Here is a 21,408-nt window from a genome sequence, read left to right as displayed (position 1 = left end):
GCCATTGACAACATTGCTGACCTATTTATTTAACCCTAGCACTTTAATCCACACAGTTGCTATTTGAACGGAGCGATTAAGACGCGCGCTATTTTACCTGATTTTATGACTAAAACCCACGCGCAAAACCAAATAGCTTGAAGAGAAAAAGTAGATAAAGGAACAATATTCTCTCAACTGTTGATAACAGAGCCTTGCAATTTTATATAGCAGCACCATTTATCTAAACATGAACCACTAACTTGACTTTACAAGTCTGGTGAACGAGGAAGAATATATGAGTGAACATAAAATTGATAAAGACAATATCGACATCGATGTCGACGTATCACCTAACGTTGCTGATGACAACAAGCAGCAAAGTGAGCTAGAAAACGAGCAACAGAACGAGCTAGAAACCTCGTCTGATAACGCAGTAGAAAACAAGTCAGCGTCTGACGCTGCTCAAGAAGATGACACTGCGAAAGACAGTAAAGAAGATGCTGTTGAAGATTATCTGCCATTATTGGCACTGCGCGATGTCGTTGTTTATCCGCATATGCAAATTGCCTTGTTTGTCGGTCGTGAGCCTTCAGTCAAAGCGGTTGAATTGGCGCAAGCTGAGTACGGCAATAAGGTTTTGGTCGTTGCTCAAAAAGACTCGCTCACCGAAGACATTGATCACGATAACTTATATCAATACGGCACAGTATGTCGTATCGTCAGCACCATGCCACATGATAGCGATGAGAATTGCATCAAAGTATTGATCGAAGGTCAATATCGCGCTCGTGTTGATTCGATAGAGAGTCATGATGATTTATTGATGGCAAGCTTTGAGCGTGCAGACCTTGATGTCAGCATGGATGAAAGCCAGCAGAAAAACACGATTCAAGCTTTAACCTCGCTGTTTGAAAGCTATGCCGATGCACGTCTACGTAATTCGCGTGAGCTAACGCGCGTTGCAAAACGTATCGATGATTTGCTTGAGTTGGTCTACTTTATCTCAACTCGTGTGTCGATGGATCTTGATATCAAACAGTCATTTTTAGAGCAAAATGATATCAAAACCCATATCAACACTTTGACTGAATATTTGGTCAAGCAAAGTGCTGAGCAAAACATCGAACAAGATATTCAAGAAGCTGTCCGTCAGCAAATGGAAGACAATCAGCGCGAATACTTCTTAAACGAGAAGATGAAAGCCATTAAAAACGAGCTGTCAGATATGAATGACGGTGCGTTCGATGGTGAAGATGACGTGGCTGAGCTTGAACAACGTCTTGATGAAGCTGACTTGCCAGAAGATGTGCGCAAAAAAGCCGAGCAAGAGATGAAAAAGCTCAAAATGATGCCACCGGCTTCGAGTGAATCTTCAGTAGTGCGCAACTATATTGAATGGATTTTGGACACGCCGTGGAATGCGACGACTAAAGTTTCTATCAATTTAGATAAAGCTAAAACTGTTCTAGACGAAGACCATTATGGCTTACAAGATGTCAAAGATCGCATCTTAGAGTATCTCGCTGTACAATCACGAGTAAAAAAACTGCGCGGTCCGATTCTTTGCTTAGTCGGTCCTCCGGGTGTTGGTAAAACTTCATTGGGCGAATCAATTGCTCGTGCAACCGGTCGTAAGTTTGTACGTATGGCGCTTGGCGGTGTACGTGATGAAGCTGAGATTCGTGGTCATCGCCGTACGTATATCGGTGCAATGCCAGGTAAAATCGTGCAGTCATTGGCAAAGGTAGAAGTCAAAAACCCGCTATTCTTATTGGATGAAATCGATAAGATGGCGCATGACTTCCGCGGTGATCCAGCATCAGCGTTGCTTGAAGTGCTAGACCCATCACAGAATGATACTTTCAATGACCATTATTTAGATATGGACTTAGATTTATCACAAGTGATGTTTATCTGTACCGCTAACAGTATGGATATTCCAGCTGCGCTACTTGACCGTATGGAGGTTATTCGCTTACCGGGTTATACCGAAGCAGAAAAAGTGAATATCGCGCAGAAGTATCTAGTGCCAAAAGCCATTAAAAATAATGGTCTCAAAGAAGGCGAGATTGAGATTGTAGAAGCAGCATTGCATAGCATCGTGCGTAGCTATACGCGTGAAGCCGGTGTACGTAACCTTGAGCGTGAAGTGAATAAAATCTGCCGTAAAGTGGTTCGCGGTTCGGTTGAAACGCATGGCGCCCGCGCTCCGAAAAAAGCAGAACGTCAGCTGGTCGTGGTCGATGACAAAAACATCGATGACTATCTAGGTGTCCATCAGTATGACTATGGTCTAGCGGAAGAAGAGCCTGAGATTGGTCGTATTACTGGGCTTGCTTGGACACAAGTCGGTGGTGAGCTACTCACTATCGAAGCGGTTGCGATGAAAGGCAAAGGTGAGCTTATCTTTACCGGTTCACTCGGCGATGTGATGAAAGAATCTATCCGTGCAGCGATGAGTGTGGTACGTGCTCGCGGCGATAGCTTAGGGATTGACTACGAGACCTTTAAAACGACTGACGTCCACGTACATATGCCAGAAGGAGCCACTCCAAAAGACGGTCCATCTGCTGGTGGTGCGCTAACAACAGCATTAGTATCTGCATTAACTGGTATTGCTATTCGTCCAGATATTGCCATGACAGGTGAGATTACCCTGCGTGGTAAAATCTTACGTATCGGTGGTCTTAAAGAGAAGCTGCTCGCAGCGCATCGTGGTGGTATCAAGCATGTGTTGATTCCAGATACTAACGAGCGTGACTTAGCCGATATCCCTGATAACGTCAAAGAAGGCTTAACCATTCAGCCAGTTGCGACGATTGATGAGATATTAAAAGTAGCGTTGGTCAGTATGCCAGTACCAATTAAACCTGCCAAAGTAACGGTTGATAAGACCAAAGGTAAAGCGCTACACAATTAATCTGATTAGTTACTAATCCAGTCTTATAAATTAAAGAGCCGCTCGTCGTAATGATGGGCGGCTTTTTTTTGGCAATAATAAAAAACAATTTGGTTAAGACCCTGTGCTATATTTTAGACAAATGTTTATTTATTAGGAAAGTACAATGTTAAATCATTTAAGGGTGCCTCTAGTTGTAATAAGCACATTACTACCCCTCGCTTTATTAGGCTGCCAAACCAACAGCCTTAATCATTCAGTACAAACCAGTACCGTTATCGACGATAAAAACTGGTCAGCGACCACGCTCGAATCCAGACTGTTTCAAACCACCACAAAATATGAGTGGGAACTAACCCATGTCAGCGATGATAAGGGTCGAATCAAGCCTTTTAACCAAAAGCTGCCTTTGATAATGGAGGTACATCCAAGCCTTTTAACATTTACAGAAGGCTGTCAGCGTCACCAAGCTTCTTTTGATATGTGGTTACCATTACCTTACCTTTACGGGCAAATCAATATCAGCGAACCATCTGATAACTGCACCACAGTAAACCATTCAATTATCGAAAATTTGAGTAATAAAAACACAATCAAAAATAAAACAGGAAATGTCGTAAATAGTGTTTTTATACCCTATTCAGATACAGCTTTCAGATTTGATCCAGTACTACCAAACTCTGCACAGAGTTCTAACAAGAAATTAAAACAGCTGGCTCTAAAAACCAATAAAGGAAAAACACTGATTTTTTCAGGTACGCCCAAGCCTGAATATCCTGTGGCGGGCATACCGCTTACCAATGAATTATTAGAGCGATACCAATGGCGTCTTATTAGTGCAACTGACGATACCAATAAAACTATTAATAAATTTAATCATCCAGATGTACCTATTACTGCAAACTACAGGCTTGGTTCACATGATTATAGCAACCCTCAGCAAAGTAGTTTTAGCCAAGGTATTGGATTTTCTGTCGGATGCAATGGGGCTGGTGGGTCTTATGCTTTATCTACTAATCAAACGTTGCTAATTGGTGGCAACCCTTCAACCATGGTAGGGTGTGGTGATGACATTGATGATATTGAATTAAGCCTTAGCCGCCTAATGCTTTATAGCTCTAGTCAGTTAACACTGATCAATCTTGATAAGCAGAGAGTATCTAATCCTTCTGATAACTCTGAATCTAGCTATCTCCTTACTCAAAAGTTAGAATCAGGCGAAACGCTTATCTGGAAGAATGAAGTAAAGAAAACACCTTAGCCTCTATTCATTCTCATATTTTTTAAAAAGGATTTTACAATGCTGCTGCCAACTATAAAGCGCTCATTAACTATTATCAGCTTGTCTGTAGCAGTGGGATTAATGGGTTGCCAGCCTGCGCCATTGAATAGTATCCAGCAGACCACTATCGTCAACGCACCTGTTATTAAAGATAAATCTAACTTTACTGACGAGATAGTAATTAAAGAATCACAAGTAATGCAATGGGTAGCTCATTATGACTGGCAATTGGCGCAAGTAATTAATCAAAACGGTAACATAGTCGATATCGAAAATTTTGCACCGATTACCTTAGCAATAGAACCCAGTGCAGTCAGATTTTATCAAGGTTGCGAGCAATATATGCTGGATTTCCATTCGATGTCAGCACCGCCTTACCCTTATTATTCTCATCTTGCCAAAGTTCCAGCGAACTGTAACGATGACAATGACTTTGACAATGCCCTTGATAATAAAACTGTGATTACAGAGGATAATAGTATTCAATCGTTATTTGTTAAGTACGTACCTGTTAGGCTTAATTTTGAGTTATTGCCAACTTCGCATTTAACATCAGAATCAGCGCCAGTCGCCATACAAGCTGCTCCTAAACGTTTGGCACTTAATATCGAAAACGGTAATCGCTTAATTTTTATAGGTTCACCTAAAGCATTAGCAGCTCCCACTGGATTACCCATTACTAACGAGTTATTAGAGCAGTATCATTGGACGCTGGTGAGCGCCGTCAGTAATACTTATGATGAAAAAGGAGAATTAACTAGAAAATCTTTGGGCAATTTTTATCACCCTGATCACCCTATTTCAGCGAGCTTTGAGAGCTGGCCTGACAATCAGTACGCATCCTTTAGCTCAGGCTGTAACGGCTCGCGCGCGCCCTATTTTTTACTCAATGATAATATCTTCAAAGTCGGTATTATTATTAGTACCGTAATGGGTTGCGGTGAGACAGGCAATAGAATCGAATCCGCTTTGTTTGATTTAATGCGTGATAGCAGCAGTCAGCTAACATTAAGCTTACAACCAATATCGCCAACAGCAGACAATCAGACTGATATGCCTCATTATAATTTATTGCAAACGATGGCAACAGGCGAAACCTTAGTATGGCAAAACGAAGCCAAGAAAACACCGTAAATAAATTCCGACCCCATAAGTAACTTACATTTATTAACCGATTGTTGCGCTTTTAGTGAATAACTCCTTCAAGCGCCTAGCTATACTGATACAGTAAATCATTGATGATATCAAAAACACGAATTTAAAACGGAGATAATAATGAATAAGACAATGCTTGCAAGTGCACTATTATGTGGTTCTGCTTTAGCAATGACGGGTTGTCAAACGGTAGAAAGTCAGATGCAAACAGGCAATCCTCTAAACCAACCTGTTTTAAAGTCGACCATTAATGCTGTTACTGGTGATAAAAATGAAGTCGGGCAAATGTTTTTGCGCCCCGTTGATGGCGGTGTACAAGTATATGGTAAGCTGATGAACTTGCAACCGGGTCAGACCGTGTCGCTACATATTCATGAAACAGGAAGCTGTGGCAATATGGGTAAAGCAGCAGGTGGGCATTTTAATCCAGATAACAAGCCACATTCTAACCCAGATGACATGAATGGTCATGCAGGCGACTTACCTAATCTAACGGCTAATGCGGATGGTGTCGCAACTATCAATTATGTGAATAAGAAAATTTCTGCCGCTGATGCTGGTAAATACAGCGTCAATCGCCTAGCCTTTATCGTGCATAGCGGTGTTGATGATTACACCAGTCAGCCCGCTGGTAATGCCGGTGATCGCGTCGCTTGCGGCATTATCGAAAAAAGATAATCCATAATCTATAATCCATAGTCATAGCTTCGATTTTAAATCATAAAAAAACCTCTTAGATTGTATAAGAGGTTTTTTTATAGCCTGAAACTATTGACGGCTTAAAGGTAAAAGAAATTTACTCCTCTACCCACTCTCCTTTACGCCAGTAAACGCCCCAACGTGTGGCTTTGCCATTTTTCTCAGAGCCGATATACTGCTCTTTTTTCTTGCGCGACCAACGTAAAATCGTCGGATTACCATCTGGATCTTCATCTGGACCTTCAAACAAATACTGGAACTTGTCTTCCATTTTATCTTTAATCTCTCGCAGCTCAGCAAGCTTTGGCGGACGTGTCTCCCGTACTTTAGGGAACTTAGAGGCGGCTAAGAACATGCCCGCTGCACCTTCACGTAAGATAAAGTAATCTTCATGCTTAACAGATTTTAACTCTGGTAGATGAATAGGATCCATGCGCGGCGGTGCTGCTTCGCCTGTTTTCAGCACTTTACGCGTGTTATCACATTGCTGACACGCAAAGTAAGGACCAAAACGTCCTGTCTTTAACTCCATTTGTCCATCGCACTTATTACAATCAATGGTTGGAGAATCAGAACCAGGAACTTCGAACTTACCTTCTTCTAAGACATAACCATCACAATCAGGATTGTTACCACACACATGCAGCTTAAGACCGCCATCAACGATATAACCATTCATTGCCGTACCGCATTTCGGGCAGCGTTTCTTCTCCATCAAATCTCTGACTTCGGCCGCTTCGTCATCACCTTCGGCATCATCAAGATTGGCAAAAGCTTCGACTGGCATTAAGTTCTTAGTGCCTTTACAGCGTTCTTTTGGTGGTAAGTTGTAACCAGTACAACCTAAGAATACACCCGTCGAACCGGTACGTAGCTGCATTGGACGAGCACAAAGATCGCAATGGACATCTGGTACATCGGTTGGATCATTCGGGCGCATGCCGTCTTTTTCTTTAGCACGATCAAGCGTTGTTTTGAAGTCACCATAGAAATTATCAAGGACATCTTTCCAATCGGTATCGCCTTCTGCCACATGATCAAGCTTGTCTTCAAGCGCGGCGGTAAAGGTATAATCCATCAAATCAGGAAAACTTGCCGTCAGTCTATCGGTGACGATATCACCCATTTTTTCAGCAAACAGGCGCTTGTTTTCTAACTTCACATAACCGCGATCTTGAATAGTCGAGATGATAGAAGCATAGGTCGATGGACGACCGATGCCTTTTTTCTCAAGCTCTTTGACCAAACTTGCCTCAGTAAAACGCGGTGGTGGCTTAGTAAAATGCTGACTCGGATCAAGCTTATCTAGTATTAATTTATCGCCTTTTTTCACATCTGGTAATAAGTTATCGTCGGTCTTGGCAGGTGGCATAACCTTGGTAAAGCCATCAAATACCAAGGTGCGACCACGCGCTTTTAGCTCGACATCATCAGCAGCAACGAATAAATTCACTGATAGATATTTTGCTGGTAGCATCTGACAGGCTACAAACTGACGCCAGATTAGCTCATACAAACGTATTGCATCACGTTCAACGGCCTTAAGCTGCGTTGACTTCATATTGACGTTAGACGGACGTATGGCTTCATGCGCTTCTTGTGCGCCTTGTTTATTACCATAGAAATTCGGCTTTTCTGGCACGTATTTCGCACCATAGCTGTCTTCGATATAGCCACGTACCGCAGCAAGCGCATCACCTGATAAAAAGGTCGAATCGGTACGCATATAAGTAATATGACCCGCTTCATATAAACGTTGCGCTAAAATCATGGTTTTCTTAACTGAGAATCCCAGACGCGTGCTTGCCGCTTGTTGCAAGGTCGAGGTAATAAATGGCGCGCTTGGACGTGATTGCGTTGGCTTTTCTTCACGTTCTTTGACGATAAAGTCATTTGCTTTTAGGACATCTAATACTTTATCAGTCTGCTCTTTATTGACGAGCTTTAGCGTTTTGCCGCCTTGCTTAGTGGCTTCTAAACGAATACCAATTTGCTCAGCGTCTGCAGCTTTTTTGGCTTTGCTATCAGCAATATGGGTATCGGCATGAATCTGCCAATATTCTTCTGGAATAAAGGCGCGAATTTCATGCTCACGCTCAACAACCAAGCGCATAGCAACAGACTGGACGCGACCCGCCGATAGACCACGAGCAACCTTTTGCCACAAAAGTGGCGATACCATAAAACCAACGACACGGTCTAAGAAGCGACGCGCTTGCTGTGCATTAACTCGGTCAATATCAAGTTTAGACGGTTGCTTAAAGGCATTTTGAATGGCAGATTTGGTAATCTCGTTAAAAACCACACGCTCATACTTACTGTCAGCGCCGCCGATGACTTCTTTAAGATGCCAAGCAATCGCCTCTCCCTCTCTATCCATATCCGTTGCCAGATAGATTTTGTCAGCGTCTTTGGCTAAAGCTTTCAGCTCTTTGATGACCTTGGTCTTATTTGGCAAGACTTCATAGACTGCCGCCCAATCATGCTCAGGGTCGACACCCATACGCCGTACCAATGCTTGCTGGGTTTTTTCTTCTTTGCTTAGGCTGTCATCTTTTTTGGTCGTTGCTGGTTTCTTCGTACTTTTACTTGCACCGACTGGCAAATCTCGGACATGACCAATACTTGAGCGCACGATAAAATCATCACCCAAGTATTTATTGATGGTTTTTGCCTTGGCGGGTGATTCAACAATCACCAAAGATTTGCCCTTTGGACTGGCTTTTGGGCTGCCTTTAGGTTTGTCAGCAGCGGGCGCTGCACTTTTTTTAGCTGCGGGTTTTGTCATAGGTGACGACACCATAATAAGTAAATTAAAATAAGAATTGTCTAGCAGCATGCCATTTATAGGTTTGGTTATAAGGGCGTGGCAAATTATTGTAGTAATGGCTGCTAGTAAAATCGGTTATAAAACAAATGATAACCATAACGAAAGGTTTCAGTTATAAAGACGTTACACTGCTAAGGCTTAAACTGTCAACTGAAAATGACTAAGCGTCTGCCAAAAGCACTTGCATATCGCTCGTTTATGGAGACGAAAAAACAATTTGCTACCTTGTGGCGATTTTTATAGGATCTTTTGCATCTGCAGCGCCCACTCTTCAAGCTTTTCTTTGAGTGCTAATAAATCGCTCTCAATCAATTTTTGCTGATAAGCAGGATTGGTCGCAGGGCGTACATAAGCGATATCTTCCCAATAAATCACGATACTATTTGCCTTAGTCAATAACCCTTTTACATAGGGCTCAATACTGACTGGCAAATCAAGTGGCATCTTGTCCAAACTGACATTAGGCTTCTTAATTGCCGTATGGGTATTGCTTTGATTCGCACGAATAGCTGTTGGCACGATAAGCTTATTATCATCTGTAGTCGTATCGACAAAACTACTATCTGGTCGCCATTGCCCATCAATCACTTGATAGCGGGTAAACGGCAGATTGGTATTTTCTAATATTAAGCAATACTGCCCCATCATCCCGCGACCATACTCATTGTCTTTACCCTTTATCCAGTCAGGACAAGTGACCAGCTTTGGGTTGAGCTGCAAGCGGCGCGCGGTCATACGCAGCTTATCTAAACGCTGATCGATACCGCTCGGCTTGAGCGCCATCATACTCCCTAATACGAATAGTACAATGAGAATAGCAATCCACATACCCATGACAATCTGACCTTTTAGCTAATAAGTTCGCTCATAGCAGCGATTATTTTATACGTGACTGACCTTGATAACTGTATTTATAATGCGTGTCAGCTCTCAAAAATCAAGAAGAATAGAGCGCAAGTATATAAATTACCGTATGCTAGATTATCTATCGTTATGAGACAAGCAAGCAGCTAATCTAAAATATCGCTGATATTTATAGTGGCATATCAAATACTTAGTACAGAAAGCTACTCGTTCGATAACAAGATACAAAAAGTCGAGCCTATAAAAAGGTGCTATGATAAACCATAATTTTAAACGCGCGCAGGTTTATTATGAATAATCTTATTAAGCGAAACTCATCGAGTGCCAATTTTACTCAAAAATCGCGCAGTCCAATCATGAGTAGGTCCAACGTTGCCTTAACACTAATCGGTGTTGCCTTATTTACTTTATCAGGCTGTGCTACCACCCAAAAAAGCCTGACGCCGCAGCAATGTCAAAGCAGCAACTGGCAAGAAGTGGGCTATGCCGACGGTATCAATGGGCGCTCGGGGGATTATTTTGGTCATTATGCTAATAGCTGTGCTAGTGCTGGCGCTCCCATGCCAAACCGTATTCAATGGGAACAGGGTCGCCAGCTGGGGCTAAAAAAATACTGTACTGAGCTAAATGCTTATAAGCGTGGTCGTGAAGGCTATGACTGGCAGCCTGTCTGCCCGCTTGAAGGAATTGAAAAGCTCGAAGAAGCTTACGCGCAAGGTCGCTATTACCATATCCGCCAACGTGACCTTGATTACTTGCGGTCGCCTTATCCGTTTGGTTATGGTCCTGGACGCTATGGAGGCTACGGCTATCGCCCATTTGGCTACGGCTGGTAAGCATTTATCAAGAATAAAAGCCAAATAATACATTAATAAAATAAAGGAAACCTCACAAGATTACCTTGTGAGGCCGGAGAGAAAGTTTATTATTTTAATGGTTCTTATTATTATTCTGCTGATTTTTCTGTTAATAAGCTTGCTGATACTTCTAGCAGTCTTATGGCTTTAACGGCTATTCATTAACAAAGGCTATTTTGCTTAGTCCCGCTTCACTCGCCGCTGCCAACACTTGAGCGACGGTATCATATTTACTGTCTTTATCAGCACGTAGTTGTACGGAAGGATCTTTGCCAGCGGCGCTTTGCTGCTGCAAGCGTACTTCTAGCTCTTCCATACTAATAGGGTCGCTGTCCCAAAATATTCCTGCATCTTTATCAATACTGATTTGGATCGCTTCGGGCGGGATTTCATTTAACATCGCACTGGTCTTTGGCAAATCTAATGGCACTGCCGGATTCAATACGCTCGCCGTCACTAAAAAGATAATCATCAATACCAGCATGATATCGATCAGCGGAATGAGGTTCATCTCATTCATGCTTTGACTACTATCATCACCCAATTGAAATGCCATAATATTCTCAATACGTTTTGTATAATCATCAAAGCTATGACTTTCTAGCTTATCTGTCGCTTCGCTTTCTTTTAATGTAAAACTCTATCAATAAATAGAGTTACGGCTGTGATGGTGCTGATTCATGATAATGTTCTGTTTGTTGAGGGGCTTGCGTCTCTGTATGATTGCCTTTTACTAACTGAGCTTGAGTCACGGCAGATTCATTATTTATTGATGATTGTTGTGTGACTGCTAGCTCAGCAGATTGCGCCAGTAAATCATGGGCGCGATCATTTGCATGGTACATGAGGCTACGATTAATACGTACAGCAAGGTTATAGAACACTACCGCTGGAATCGCTACGGCTATTCCTAAACCGGTCATGATAAGTGCCTCACCGACCGGTCCCGCTACCTGCCCAAGTCCTGCTTGTCCGCTCATACCAATATTACGTAGGGCATGGAAAATACCCCATACTGTCCCAAACAGACCAATAAACGGTGCAATCGCTGCTGTCGTACCAAGGATAGGCAAACCACGCTCGCTAGCAAAACGGTAGCGACCAATGTGCTTTAGCAAGGTTTGCTCAGTAATCAAACGCCGCGTCGCTGCATCTGCCACGCTTAGATCTGAGCGCTTTGCCTGCATCTGCTGGCTCAAATCATCAGCAACAGTCGTCACCAATTTTCGGCTTTGTAGCACCCGGATGATGCCCGTGACCCAAGAGATGATAGATAAAGCGAGCAGTAAAAAGAACAAGGTTCTAGTCACCATGTCGCTATATTGCCAGTAAGTTGTAAAGTCCATGTCAGACTCCCTAGTAAGTTGTGCAATCATATAAACCTGCAGCGACTATCGCATTTATGCTTATCGTGAAAAGATTAGAATGTATGTTTTTATAGATGGATAATCATTAAGGTACTGCGTAGCTCACAGGCAAGGTCACATTGCCAACCACTGGTACGCCAGCATTATTCGTAAAGGGTTTAAACTTGCCTGAGCGCACTTGCCGCGTCGCTTCTTTATCCAATGCCGCATTCCCCGAAGATTGAACGATACGCACATTATCAATCCCGCCCTGCTTATTTACCCTCAGTATCAACACTACGTTGAGCGTATCACCCGAATTTGCTCGTCGTGCAACGCGCTCAGGGAAACTGAAGTTTGGCGCTGATACCCAATTTGCCGAGCTGGCGGTAAAATTGACAGGCTCATTACTTTCAGCAGCTGCTTTAGCGGCCTCTTCTGCTTGCTTAGCCGCTCTTGCTGCTTCGGCATTCGCTTTAGCTTGGGCATCTCGAGCGGCTTTAGCATTTGCTACTCTTTGCGCTTCCTGAGCCTGCGCCTGTTGCCTCTGTACTTCTTGCGCTGCTTTTTCCGCTTGTGCTGCTACAAGTCGACGTTGCTCAGCTTGCTGATTGTTAACCTTTTGGTTATTAGCAAGCTGCTCAGATATGGCTTTATCAATGGCGGGATGCGACTCTTCTTGCTTAGTCTGTTTTTGTGACGGCTTTTCCTGAACAATCGACGTTGTCTTTTCTTTTTTGACTAGCGGTGTAATATCAGGTTTGCGTTCTTGTACCACTGGTTGTTTTGGCGTCTCTGTGACCGACTTTGGTTTTATTATAGTCTGCGGTTTTGGCGCTGGCGTGCTTTCATCTATCACAACCTTAGTCACTTCTTTTTCAACAGATTTCACCACTTTTTCTGGCTCTTTAGGTAACACAGAAGGTAATGATACCAGCTCTATTTCAATAGGCGGCGTCTGTTTGGGCGGCGCGACTTTGGGTGCAGACGGTTTCATTGCCACCAATGCCACTGCCGTGAGCACGTGAAGCCCTACTACAACTAGTATAGCTATCAAGATTGATTTAAGTGGGGGCGTCTCTAAATCCGTTGAACTCATAATACTCTAGCATTTAACCGTCATAGAATGGTGGTGATAATAATGCAAACGATAACTATTATCAATAGTAAATTTCTAATATTTCAGGCGTTATTATGAATTTTTTAAGTTCAATCTAGGTCAGTATGCGATTCTATTATAACCTGAATACACTTAGTTAATAAAAATCATTATCATCTTTATTGATAATACGTCTCAATTACCTTATGATGGCGGCTGAATTATTTAACCAATTTATAATAAAACACCGAATCATTTAACCTGCCGTTAAATGAAGATTTTTATCGAGCAGGTTGTATAAAACTGCCAAAACCCGTCCTATACCGAGTTATCTATGTCTACTACCTCATTCTCTAGCCACCGTGCTACTCCTGTTTTTAAACGTCCCTTAATAGCTGCTCTCATGACTGCACTGCTTACTAGTATTACTGTAACTGGCTGTAGCGCTCCTGAATCTAATGACTCAGAACCCGCAGATAGCAACACCGAAAATAAAACCGCTGATAAAGCCAAAAATGTCGCCACTAACGAGGCGGTTTCTGTGACCACTATTAGCGTTGATACCATCAAGGGATCCGTTGATTTGGCAATCAACCCATCGCCGCTAGTGGTTTATGACATGACCTTGATGCAGGATTTGGCAGCGCTCGATGTCGCTGTTGATGGCATGCCAAGCGGTCTAAAATTGAATAACCTGTATTCAAAAACTCAACCAGATCCGAAAGAAGTCGGCACGGTATTTGAGCCAGATCTTGAAGCATTAAACGCAATGCAACCACAAGCTATCTTGGTCGGCTCGCGTATGGCAGAGAAATATAATGCGCTCTCAAGCATCGCCCCAACGCTTGATATGAGTATTGATACTGCCAATATCTATGAGTCTAGCAAACAGCGCTTGCATGATTTGGGTGCGTTATTTGGCAAGAGCGATCAAGCCTTGAAGCTGCAACAGGATATCGACGGTCTTATTGATGAGACGAAAACAGCGACCAAAAATAAAGGCAATGGCTTGGTCATCATGGTTAATGGTAATAAGTTGTCTGCTTACGGTGATAAGTCACGTTTTGGCTTTATCCATACCGTACTTGGCGTACTGATGGTTGATAATCAGATAAAAGACGCCGATCATGGTCAGCCAGTTTCTTTTGAATACTTGCAAAAAACCAACCCTGACTGGCTGTTTGTGATTGACCGTAGCGCGGCTATCGGTGAAGAAAGCGTTGGTGCAAAAGCCGTCTTGGACAATCCATTAGTCGCGCAAACCACCGCTTGGAAAAAGAATCAAGTGGTCTATCTAAGCCCAGATTCATACCTTGCATTTGGTGGTTATTATCAGTGGATGCAAGATTTGACCGCGATCAAAACGGCATTTAGCCAAGCAAAGTAAATATTTTTATTCGTTGAAAAACAGACGTAAGTGCACATTCTTGCGTCTACCCTTTACGCCAGCCATAAGTTAGCAGCCGTTATGCCCCTATTTTCTAATCACGCTACTAATATTGATAACGCTAATAGTGATACATCTATATCTTCTGTACCCTCAAGATGGCAGCAGAAGGTAAATGGTCAGTTAAACTCTAAACCACGCCACGCAAAAATAGCACCTTGGTTAATCAATACCGCAAGCTTGGTCATCATGGGAATGTTGGTATTGCTAAGTTTATCGATTGGGGTTGCTGACTTTTCATGGTCAGGTGTTTTTCATAGCCTCATCAATCATAGTGCCAACTCGGACAGCTCCCTGATGCTGGTCAGTCGTTTGCCGCGAACGATTGCTATTATTTTGACCGGTATTGCCATGGCAGTGGCAGGTATGATTATTCAAGTGGTACTCAAGAATCGCTTTGTAGAGCCGTCTATGGTCGGCGCAACTCAAAGCGCTGCCCTTGGCTTATTGGTGGTGAGTCTGTTCTTTCCAGCCAGCGCGCTAATTGTAAAAATGAGTGTGGCAACCATTGCGGCGGTATTTGGCATGATGCTCTTTATGCTGCTGATTCATCGTATTCCGCCGACAGATTTCTTGATGATTCCGTTGATTGGTATTGTCTTTGGCGGGATTATTGATGCTATTACTACCTTTATTGCCTATCAAACGGAAACGTTACAGATGCTCAGCGTTTGGCAATTTGGTGACTTCTCAAGCGTGTTGTCAGGACGGTATGAGCTGTTATGGTTGACCAGCGGGCTGTGTATTATTGCTTATATTATCGCCGATAAGCTGACCATTATTGGTTTGGGCGATAATATTGCTTTAAATTTGGGTATCAGTAAGCGTCATGTGACGTGGATTGGCATTGGTATGGTCGCCATGATGAGTGCCGTGGTCGTGGTGACGGTTGGCATGATTCCTTTTATTGGCTTGGTCGTGCCGAATATCGTCAGTCGCGTTATGGGCGATAAGCTCAGGCGCAGCTTGCCAGCGGTCGCGTTATTGGGTGCTTCAGCGGTATTGCTTTGCGATATTATCGGGCGCTCGATTCGCTATCCGTTCGAGATTCCGGTAGCGACCGTCTTTGGCGTGGTCGGAACGGTGGTGTTTTTATGGCTATTATTACGTGCGCCTGCTGAGTCCTAAATGAGCTAGATTATCTAAGTTATCATTGTTTTACTTGCCATTCTCTTTTATAAGATTAGCGTATGTTTTTACCTTCTACCTCGTCTGGTCAAACGACTGATGCTACTATTGATAGTGCTGCTAAGAGTGCTACCGCCAACCTGAACCCATTGGCAAAATTCTGGACAAGGCTATGGTTAGCTATCAGTCAACAGCCTAAATCTGTTGCGGCTCTTGTTTTATTAATCTCCGCCATTTTATTTTTAACCGTCAATGTCCATGGGCATTGGGACTTTGCCCTGCCACTACGGGGTAAAAAACTATTGGCGCTGATGGTGGTCGGCTACGCAATTGGCGTCTCTACTCTGCTTTTCCAAACTTTAACCCATAACCCTATCCTCACGCCCTCATTATTGGGCTTTGACTCACTTTATGTGCTATTGCAAAGCATATTGGTATTTTTCTTAGGCGCAATTAGCTTCACCAGTCTTAATCCAGTTGCCAAATTTTCGCTTGAGATTGTATTGATGTTTGGCGCGACGTTATTACTGTTTAAATTACTGTTTTCCAAAAGCAGTCAGGACTTAACGCGGCTGATATTGGTAGGGGTTATTTTTGGCGTCTTGTTTCGCAGCTTATCAGCCCTGATTGCGCGACTGATTAATCCAGATGATTTTGTGGTGGTGCAATCGGCAAGTTACGCGCAGTTTAATACGGTCAATCCGCAGCTATTAGTCATCAGTCTATTTATTTGTGTCGTAAGTGCGCTATTTATTTGGCGCTGGCGGTATCAATGTGATGTGCTGATGTTGGGTAAAGCGCAGGCAACTAATCTCGGTATTAACTATCAACGTTTGGCATTTGGGCTATTAACTGTCATCGCGGTATTGGTCGCTACAGCTACGGCGTTGGTCGGTCCCGTGACCTTTTTTGGCTTATTGGTCTGCGCTTTAACCAATCGACTGGCGCGCCATATGTATCATAGCGAACGGCTCATTTTAGTGAGTTTAGTAGCGATGATTTGCTTGGTACTCGGTCAAACGCTCTTTGAACAAGTACTCGGTATGGCAGGCGTATTATCCGTCGTTATTGAACTGGCAGGTGGCTTGGTATTTTTAGCGTTGATATTTATGAGCCAGCGGCGCTTGAATTAAAAACTCTAATCACTTATTAAACATTCAGCTAAAAAAAGAAGCATTATGATAAAAATAACGGGTGTATCGCATCATATTGGCAAGCAGCAGATTTTACACGATATCAACTTATTGTTGCCACCGTCACAAGTCATCGCTTTAATTGGTCCCAATGGTGCCGGTAAATCGACGTTATTTTCGGTGATGGCGCGGTTGCAATCATTGCAAAGCGGACAGGTTAGCTTTGCTGTAGATAATGAGGAACGTGATATTGCTCAATGCGATGCGCGTACCCTTGCGACGACGGTAGCCATGCTCAGTCAAGACAATCATGTGCAAGGTCGGCTGCGGGTACATGAATTGCTGATGTTTGGGCGCTATCCCTATCACCAAGGACGACCTACTGCGAAAGATCAGCAAAAGGTTAAAGAGATTATCGAGCTTTTTGAGCTGCAACCATTAGCGGAGCGTTTTTTATCCGCCTTATCGGGTGGACAGCGGCAACGGGTGCTGATTGCGATGATTGTTTGCCAAGATACACCGTATTTATTGCTTGATGAGCCGCTAAATAATCTCGATATGTATCATTCAGGTCGCTTGATGCGTGAGCTGCGTGAGTTAAGTCATAGCCAGCAAAAAACCGTGGTCATTGTCCTCCATGACATCAATCAAGCCGCCCAGTTCGCTGATACGGTGGTGACCATGAAGAACGGTCAAGTACAAGCTATTGGATGTCCTGTCGATGTCATTACCCAACAAACCATGAAAGATCTCTATAACGTTGATGTGACAGTACTTAATCATCAAGGTCGTCCGGTAATCGTGGATGCGGCTTAAAATCGTACTTGTAAACGGCTTTGTCACTTTGACACCAATTTTATCTCAGCTTTCGCAAAGATTTTAAGCGTTGCTGTCGACCTTTCCACCACAAATACACGCCAGTACCAGATAAGACAGCAACGGCAAGCCCTATCAATGCTAAAAATATCTGATATGCCAGATGACCGACACCATGACTGATATGTCCCATATGTAAGGTAGATAGCCATTGGTCAGCTTTATGACCAAATGAGGCGTTTTGATAAGCAAAATTTATTTTCTCAATGCTACCATCTCTTGCATTGACTGTAATTGAAGACGCGCCACTTTTCTTGCCGATGTCTTGATTGGTTTTAAAGCGCATCTGCCACTGCTTATCTTCCTCAACCCAGCGAATACCCAATAATTGCTGTACGGTTAGTCCGTTTTTTTGCGCGGCAATATTCGCTTGCTTGCTTAAATAATCACTACTATTGGCTTTATTAACAACATCAGCGGTGATCATTTCAGTGCTAACTGGCGCGCTAGATTTATCTGCTTTATTCAATTTATCTTCTTTGCCTTTGTTACCTGCTTTACTGTCAAGCCCTACCACCGCTTGCATCACCGGCTTATAGATCTGCTGCAAATTAAAACCGACACTTGACCAAGCAATCACAAACAGCATCAGCCACAACCATAAACCAAACGCATGATGCACATCATAATTAAGCTTAAAGGCATTGGTTTTGGTGCGGATTTTCCACGCAGGCAGCCAGCGTTTTAATAAAGAAGCCCGTTTTTTAGCAGGATATTGGGGCGGTACCTGATTCTTTTTAAACGCTCTTGGAAAGGTCAAATAAAATCCAATAAAACAATTAATCGTCCAAACAAGCGCAATAATACCTAGTACTAACTTACCAATATCACCAAGCAACAACTCACGATGCAGCCAGAACACCTTCCACATGGTATTGCGCCATGCCCACTCGTCTTTATCACGCGTGCCAATAATATCCGCAGTATAGGGATTGATATAAACCTCTTGGAACAAGGGTTTAGGTTCTACTTTTATATCGCCTTTATATTTATCGACAGCAAAGACGACAGCGTGATTAGGCTCGATTGCCACGGGCATGGTCGAAAAACTGTATTCTGGATAATGGCTAATCACTTTGTCCTGCAAGGTGGCGATAGACAATGGCGGTGTCTGCGCTTTCTCAACAACCGCCAAACGCTGATTAAATACCGCGTCCAGCTCATCGTGAAATGCCAATAGTGCGCCCGTTATACCAGCCATGAGTAAAAAAGCGGCCATCACAAGTCCAGTATAATGGTGAATCCATAGGCAAGTTTGGCGTGGGTTAAATGAAATCATTGATTATTATTCTTTGTTAATTTTAGCGTTAGAATGGCGCTAAATGCTGATGTGTTAAAGACGCATAAAACGATTTAAAAAAGACATATGGTTTAAAAAAGAGGTTTCGACATAAAAAAGCCAGCTCTTATACAAAGCAGCTGGCTTTTTTGATACTCATTTTTTACGCATGATCAGTATAAATTTAGAACTGATAGGTTAAAGATGCTTTGATATTGCGACCGGGTTCAAAGTCGGTACGCAAACCATCTGCTTGTTCTGCAAGCGAACGTGACGCATGGCTGGCATAGGTTTCATCAAAGATATTATAAACCCCAACAGTCGCTTTTAAACCATCGACTTGTTTTGGCATATAGCTCATAAAAATATCATGCACATCATAGTTAGACTTTTCAAGCTGGGCAGATTCAGTTTTGGGCGTGATGGCAGCCACATAGGTACTGCGCCAGCCCAGCTCGGTGGTGTCTGTTGGTACGTAGGCCAAGTTCACCATATATTTATCGCCAGAGTCGGCACTGCCACCCGTTACTGATGGGATGCTATAGCCCGTTTTATCACCTTTGCTACGTGCATGGGCATAGCTTAGACCCATGCTAAAACTATCCATTTTATAGTCAGCAGCGAGCTCAACACCCTTAATTTTATAATCTTCATCTTTATTGACCGCGCCTTGGCAAGCGCCACCAAGTTGTCCAGTGGTACAGTCTAAGCCAACGCGAGTACCACCAGAACGGACAAATTCAATAAAGTTTTCGATATCAGTTTCAAAATATTTTCCGCTAAGTTGTAACGCATCACCCGCTACCGTTAGGTCACGCAATGTTTTAACGATACCAATCTCAGCATTTGATCCTTCTTCTGCTTTTAAGTCTTTATTGACGTAGGTTTTGTCGCCATCTGAGTTAAAAATCGCTTGGCTCAAATCAGGACCGTTAAATAACTGCGTATAACTGGCAAACACTTGCGTTAACGGTGCAATCTCATAGCTTGCTGCAAGCGCACCAACGACATTGTCATAAGTTTTGCCACCAGCAACAAATTCAGGCGACTCATAACGGTCGTAGCGTATGCCCGGCGTTAAGGTTAATTTGCCATTTTTCCACTGATCTTCTAGATAAATAGAGGTATTCTTGGCTTCATCGGTGCCCTTTTTAACGAAGTCACGCTCTAGCTCAGATTCTTTTTTGTAGTGTTCAATACCGGCAATTAGCTTGTGCGTGCCGACACTGGTATCAATAACACTGGTATTTTGAATTTTTGCGCCCGTAGTTTTTACGCCTGCTTCCCAGTTATAACCTGGCTTTGTCGTATAGTCGGTATCTCGTGAAATCTGCGTTTCGGTTTGATAAACATTGGTATCGACATTGACCAAGTTACTGGCAGGATTGTAGCTATAGTCCAGCCCATAAGTATCACGCTTAACCTTTTGCGGCAGAATTTCATTCCAACTGCCAACGCCTGGGCTTGCTGGGAAATCTGGGCGTAATGGGAACATGCCTTCGTTTTCGGTACGGCTAAAGCTAGCCCCTACGTGATGGTCATTGGCAATATACGCGCCCGCCTTTAATAAAATATTCTCGCCTTTGCTATCTTCCGTTTGGATCTTACGACCTTCGCCATCTTCCCCCGCATTGGCATTACGCTGACCATAATAAGCCAGTAAGTCTATATTATCCGTTGGCGCAGCAAACACAGTCGCTGAGGTGAGCAGTTCATCATTATTACTAGCATAACCTGCGTGCAATTTGGCACCGATTTTTTGCCCCGGTTTTAGCAAATCAGCGGCATCAACGGTTTTAAAAGCAACTGCGCCACCTAGCGCATCGTTACCTAGTGTCACTGAGTTATTACCGACCGATACTTCCGCTTGTTTTAGCAAATCAGGGTCAATGGTCACATCGCCCATATGATAAAACAGCGTGCCTTCTTGGCGAGCGCCATCAATAGTGACTTTTAGATTGGTATCATCCAGTCCACGTACGCGTATACGCTGATTGACCGCTGACGTACCACCTACCGTAACACCGGGTACGACATTTAAAAAATCACTTAAGTGGCTTGCTTGCGCAGCTGGGGTATAGCCTTCAACATCAACACCGCCCTCTTGCACGCTTTCACGTACCGAGCTGTTTGCCGTCACTGTGATGGTCTGTAAGGTGGTGCTCGGCATATCTGCTGAGGTAGCAGCACTCGCCGCTTGTGCCCCTAATACTGCTGCTATGCCCATAGACAATACGGTCAATCGACTAGAAAATCTTGCTAATTTTACTTCGCGCATAACATACTCACTTTATCTAGTATAAGAATTTTAAAACTCGTTTAGGAAACCAATAATCAGTAATTTTTGCCCAAAATCACTTTCTAAAAAGCTTGATGCTTTAATAATTATTAAGTTTCATATAAGAATGACATTATTAATGTTAATGATAATGATTAGCGTTTAAATATTGACAGGCATAATAACGAAGTATTAACAATTTGGCAATATTTAAACTGAAAAATTTTCTTTTAATATCTTTGTACGCTTGTATC

The 21,408-nt window shown here is 43.1% G+C and carries 16 protein-coding genes; 9 read left to right on the top strand and 7 right to left on the bottom strand.

Going from position 1 to position 21,408, the window contains the following annotated elements; translation table 11 throughout:
• Positions 1–277: 277 nt before the first annotated feature.
• The 4 genes from lon (at position 278) to FQ082_RS04145 (ending at position 5,996) form a co-directional block, all read left to right on the top strand.
• Positions 278–2,902, top strand: coding sequence for an endopeptidase La (gene lon / locus FQ082_RS04160; protein ID WP_262498149.1), 2,625 nt, complete (start codon positions 278–280; stop codon positions 2,900–2,902).
• Between the two features lie 145 nt (positions 2,903–3,047).
• Entirely contained in the window at positions 3,048–4,142 is a 1,095-nt protein-coding gene (locus FQ082_RS04155) for a hypothetical protein (RefSeq protein WP_149492147.1), read from the top strand.
• Positions 4,143–4,181: 39 nt separating this feature from the next.
• The gene (locus FQ082_RS04150; RefSeq protein WP_149492146.1) at positions 4,182–5,297 is read left to right on the top strand and encodes an META domain-containing protein; all 1,116 of its coding nucleotides are present in this window, start codon (positions 4,182–4,184) and stop codon (positions 5,295–5,297) included.
• A 141-nt stretch (positions 5,298–5,438) separates the two neighbouring features.
• The gene (locus tag FQ082_RS04145; RefSeq protein ID WP_011514220.1) at positions 5,439–5,996 is read left to right on the top strand and encodes a superoxide dismutase family protein; all 558 of its coding nucleotides are present in this window, start codon (positions 5,439–5,441) and stop codon (positions 5,994–5,996) included.
• A gap of 118 nt (positions 5,997–6,114) precedes the next feature.
• On the opposite strand, the gene topA is transcribed toward FQ082_RS04145, so the two are convergent.
• Positions 6,115–8,805 (bottom strand): type I DNA topoisomerase, encoded by a 2,691-nt coding sequence (gene topA / locus FQ082_RS04140; RefSeq protein WP_149492145.1) that lies wholly within the window; start codon positions 8,803–8,805, stop codon positions 6,115–6,117.
• Between the two features lie 279 nt (positions 8,806–9,084).
• A complete protein-coding gene (locus FQ082_RS04135; RefSeq protein WP_011514222.1) occupies positions 9,085–9,681 on the bottom strand; it encodes a hypothetical protein in 597 nt (198 codons plus the stop codon).
• A 320-nt stretch (positions 9,682–10,001) separates the two neighbouring features.
• On the opposite strand from FQ082_RS04135, the gene FQ082_RS04130 reads away from it, so the two are divergent.
• Complete coding sequence (locus FQ082_RS04130) at positions 10,002–10,547, top strand: DUF2799 domain-containing protein (RefSeq protein WP_262498148.1); 546 nt, start codon at positions 10,002–10,004, stop codon at positions 10,545–10,547.
• Positions 10,548–10,722: 175 nt separating this feature from the next.
• Here the strand turns inward: FQ082_RS04130 and FQ082_RS04125 are convergent, their stop codons facing one another.
• The 3 genes from FQ082_RS04125 to FQ082_RS04115 form a co-directional block, all read right to left on the bottom strand.
• A complete protein-coding gene (locus FQ082_RS04125; protein ID WP_149492144.1) occupies positions 10,723–11,124 on the bottom strand; it encodes an ExbD/TolR family protein in 402 nt (133 codons plus the stop codon).
• 100 nt (positions 11,125–11,224) lie between these two features.
• Positions 11,225–11,914 carry a MotA/TolQ/ExbB proton channel family protein gene (locus FQ082_RS04120; protein WP_149492143.1) on the bottom strand — a complete coding sequence of 230 codons (690 nt, stop codon included), beginning with the start codon at positions 11,912–11,914 and terminating at the stop codon, positions 11,225–11,227.
• Between the two features lie 106 nt (positions 11,915–12,020).
• Complete coding sequence (locus tag FQ082_RS04115; RefSeq protein ID WP_149492142.1) at positions 12,021–13,013, bottom strand: TonB family protein; 993 nt, start codon at positions 13,011–13,013, stop codon at positions 12,021–12,023.
• Between the two features lie 334 nt (positions 13,014–13,347).
• On the opposite strand from FQ082_RS04115, the gene FQ082_RS04110 reads away from it, so the two are divergent.
• From FQ082_RS04110 to FQ082_RS04095, 4 genes are all read left to right on the top strand, one after another.
• A complete protein-coding gene (locus FQ082_RS04110; RefSeq protein WP_149492141.1) occupies positions 13,348–14,400 on the top strand; it encodes a siderophore ABC transporter substrate-binding protein in 1,053 nt (350 codons plus the stop codon).
• Between the two features lie 81 nt (positions 14,401–14,481).
• The gene (locus tag FQ082_RS04105; protein WP_149492140.1) at positions 14,482–15,588 is read left to right on the top strand and encodes an ABC transporter permease; all 1,107 of its coding nucleotides are present in this window, start codon (positions 14,482–14,484) and stop codon (positions 15,586–15,588) included.
• A 62-nt stretch (positions 15,589–15,650) separates the two neighbouring features.
• Positions 15,651–16,721: an iron chelate uptake ABC transporter family permease subunit gene (locus FQ082_RS04100; RefSeq protein ID WP_149492139.1), complete on the top strand. Its 1,071-nt coding sequence runs from the start codon at positions 15,651–15,653 to the stop codon at positions 16,719–16,721.
• 45 nt (positions 16,722–16,766) lie between these two features.
• A complete protein-coding gene (locus tag FQ082_RS04095; RefSeq protein ID WP_149492138.1) occupies positions 16,767–17,537 on the top strand; it encodes an ABC transporter ATP-binding protein in 771 nt (256 codons plus the stop codon).
• A 40-nt stretch (positions 17,538–17,577) separates the two neighbouring features.
• Here the strand turns inward: FQ082_RS04095 and FQ082_RS04090 are convergent, their stop codons facing one another.
• Both FQ082_RS04090 and FQ082_RS04085 read right to left on the bottom strand, forming a co-directional pair.
• A complete protein-coding gene (locus FQ082_RS04090; RefSeq protein ID WP_149492137.1) occupies positions 17,578–18,876 on the bottom strand; it encodes a PepSY-associated TM helix domain-containing protein in 1,299 nt (432 codons plus the stop codon).
• Positions 18,877–19,060: 184 nt separating this feature from the next.
• The gene (locus FQ082_RS04085; protein WP_149492136.1) at positions 19,061–21,154 is read right to left on the bottom strand and encodes a TonB-dependent receptor domain-containing protein; all 2,094 of its coding nucleotides are present in this window, start codon (positions 21,152–21,154) and stop codon (positions 19,061–19,063) included.
• Positions 21,155–21,408 lie beyond the last annotated feature (254 nt).

Source organism: Psychrobacter sp. ANT_H56B (assembly GCF_008369245.1).
Classification (GTDB): domain Bacteria; phylum Pseudomonadota; class Gammaproteobacteria; order Pseudomonadales; family Moraxellaceae; genus Psychrobacter; species Psychrobacter cryohalolentis.
Note: the sequence above shows the minus strand (reverse complement) of the source record. Positions and strands in the feature narration are given on the sequence as shown.

Coding starts and splice junctions, on each gene's coding strand:
- FQ082_RS04130 (WP_262498148.1), top strand. CDS start 10,002: ATGAATAATCTTATTAAGCGAAACTCATCGAGTGCCAATTTTACTCAA.
- FQ082_RS04085 (WP_149492136.1), bottom strand. CDS start 21,154: ATGCGCGAAGTAAAATTAGCAAGATTTTCTAGTCGATTGACCGTATTG.
- FQ082_RS04150 (WP_149492146.1), top strand. CDS start 4,182: ATGCTGCTGCCAACTATAAAGCGCTCATTAACTATTATCAGCTTGTCT.
- FQ082_RS04125 (WP_149492144.1), bottom strand. CDS start 11,124: ATGGCATTTCAATTGGGTGATGATAGTAGTCAAAGCATGAATGAGATG.
- FQ082_RS04155 (WP_149492147.1), top strand. CDS start 3,048: ATGTTAAATCATTTAAGGGTGCCTCTAGTTGTAATAAGCACATTACTA.
- FQ082_RS04090 (WP_149492137.1), bottom strand. CDS start 18,876: ATGATTTCATTTAACCCACGCCAAACTTGCCTATGGATTCACCATTAT.
- FQ082_RS04110 (WP_149492141.1), top strand. CDS start 13,348: ATGTCTACTACCTCATTCTCTAGCCACCGTGCTACTCCTGTTTTTAAA.
- FQ082_RS04145 (WP_011514220.1), top strand. CDS start 5,439: ATGAATAAGACAATGCTTGCAAGTGCACTATTATGTGGTTCTGCTTTA.
- FQ082_RS04105 (WP_149492140.1), top strand. CDS start 14,482: ATGCCCCTATTTTCTAATCACGCTACTAATATTGATAACGCTAATAGT.
- FQ082_RS04115 (WP_149492142.1), bottom strand. CDS start 13,013: ATGAGTTCAACGGATTTAGAGACGCCCCCACTTAAATCAATCTTGATA.
- FQ082_RS04095 (WP_149492138.1), top strand. CDS start 16,767: ATGATAAAAATAACGGGTGTATCGCATCATATTGGCAAGCAGCAGATT.
- FQ082_RS04120 (WP_149492143.1), bottom strand. CDS start 11,914: ATGGACTTTACAACTTACTGGCAATATAGCGACATGGTGACTAGAACC.
- FQ082_RS04135 (WP_011514222.1), bottom strand. CDS start 9,681: ATGGGTATGTGGATTGCTATTCTCATTGTACTATTCGTATTAGGGAGT.
- topA (WP_149492145.1), bottom strand. CDS start 8,805: ATGACAAAACCCGCAGCTAAAAAAAGTGCAGCGCCCGCTGCTGACAAA.
- FQ082_RS04100 (WP_149492139.1), top strand. CDS start 15,651: ATGTTTTTACCTTCTACCTCGTCTGGTCAAACGACTGATGCTACTATT.
- lon (WP_262498149.1), top strand. CDS start 278: ATGAGTGAACATAAAATTGATAAAGACAATATCGACATCGATGTCGAC.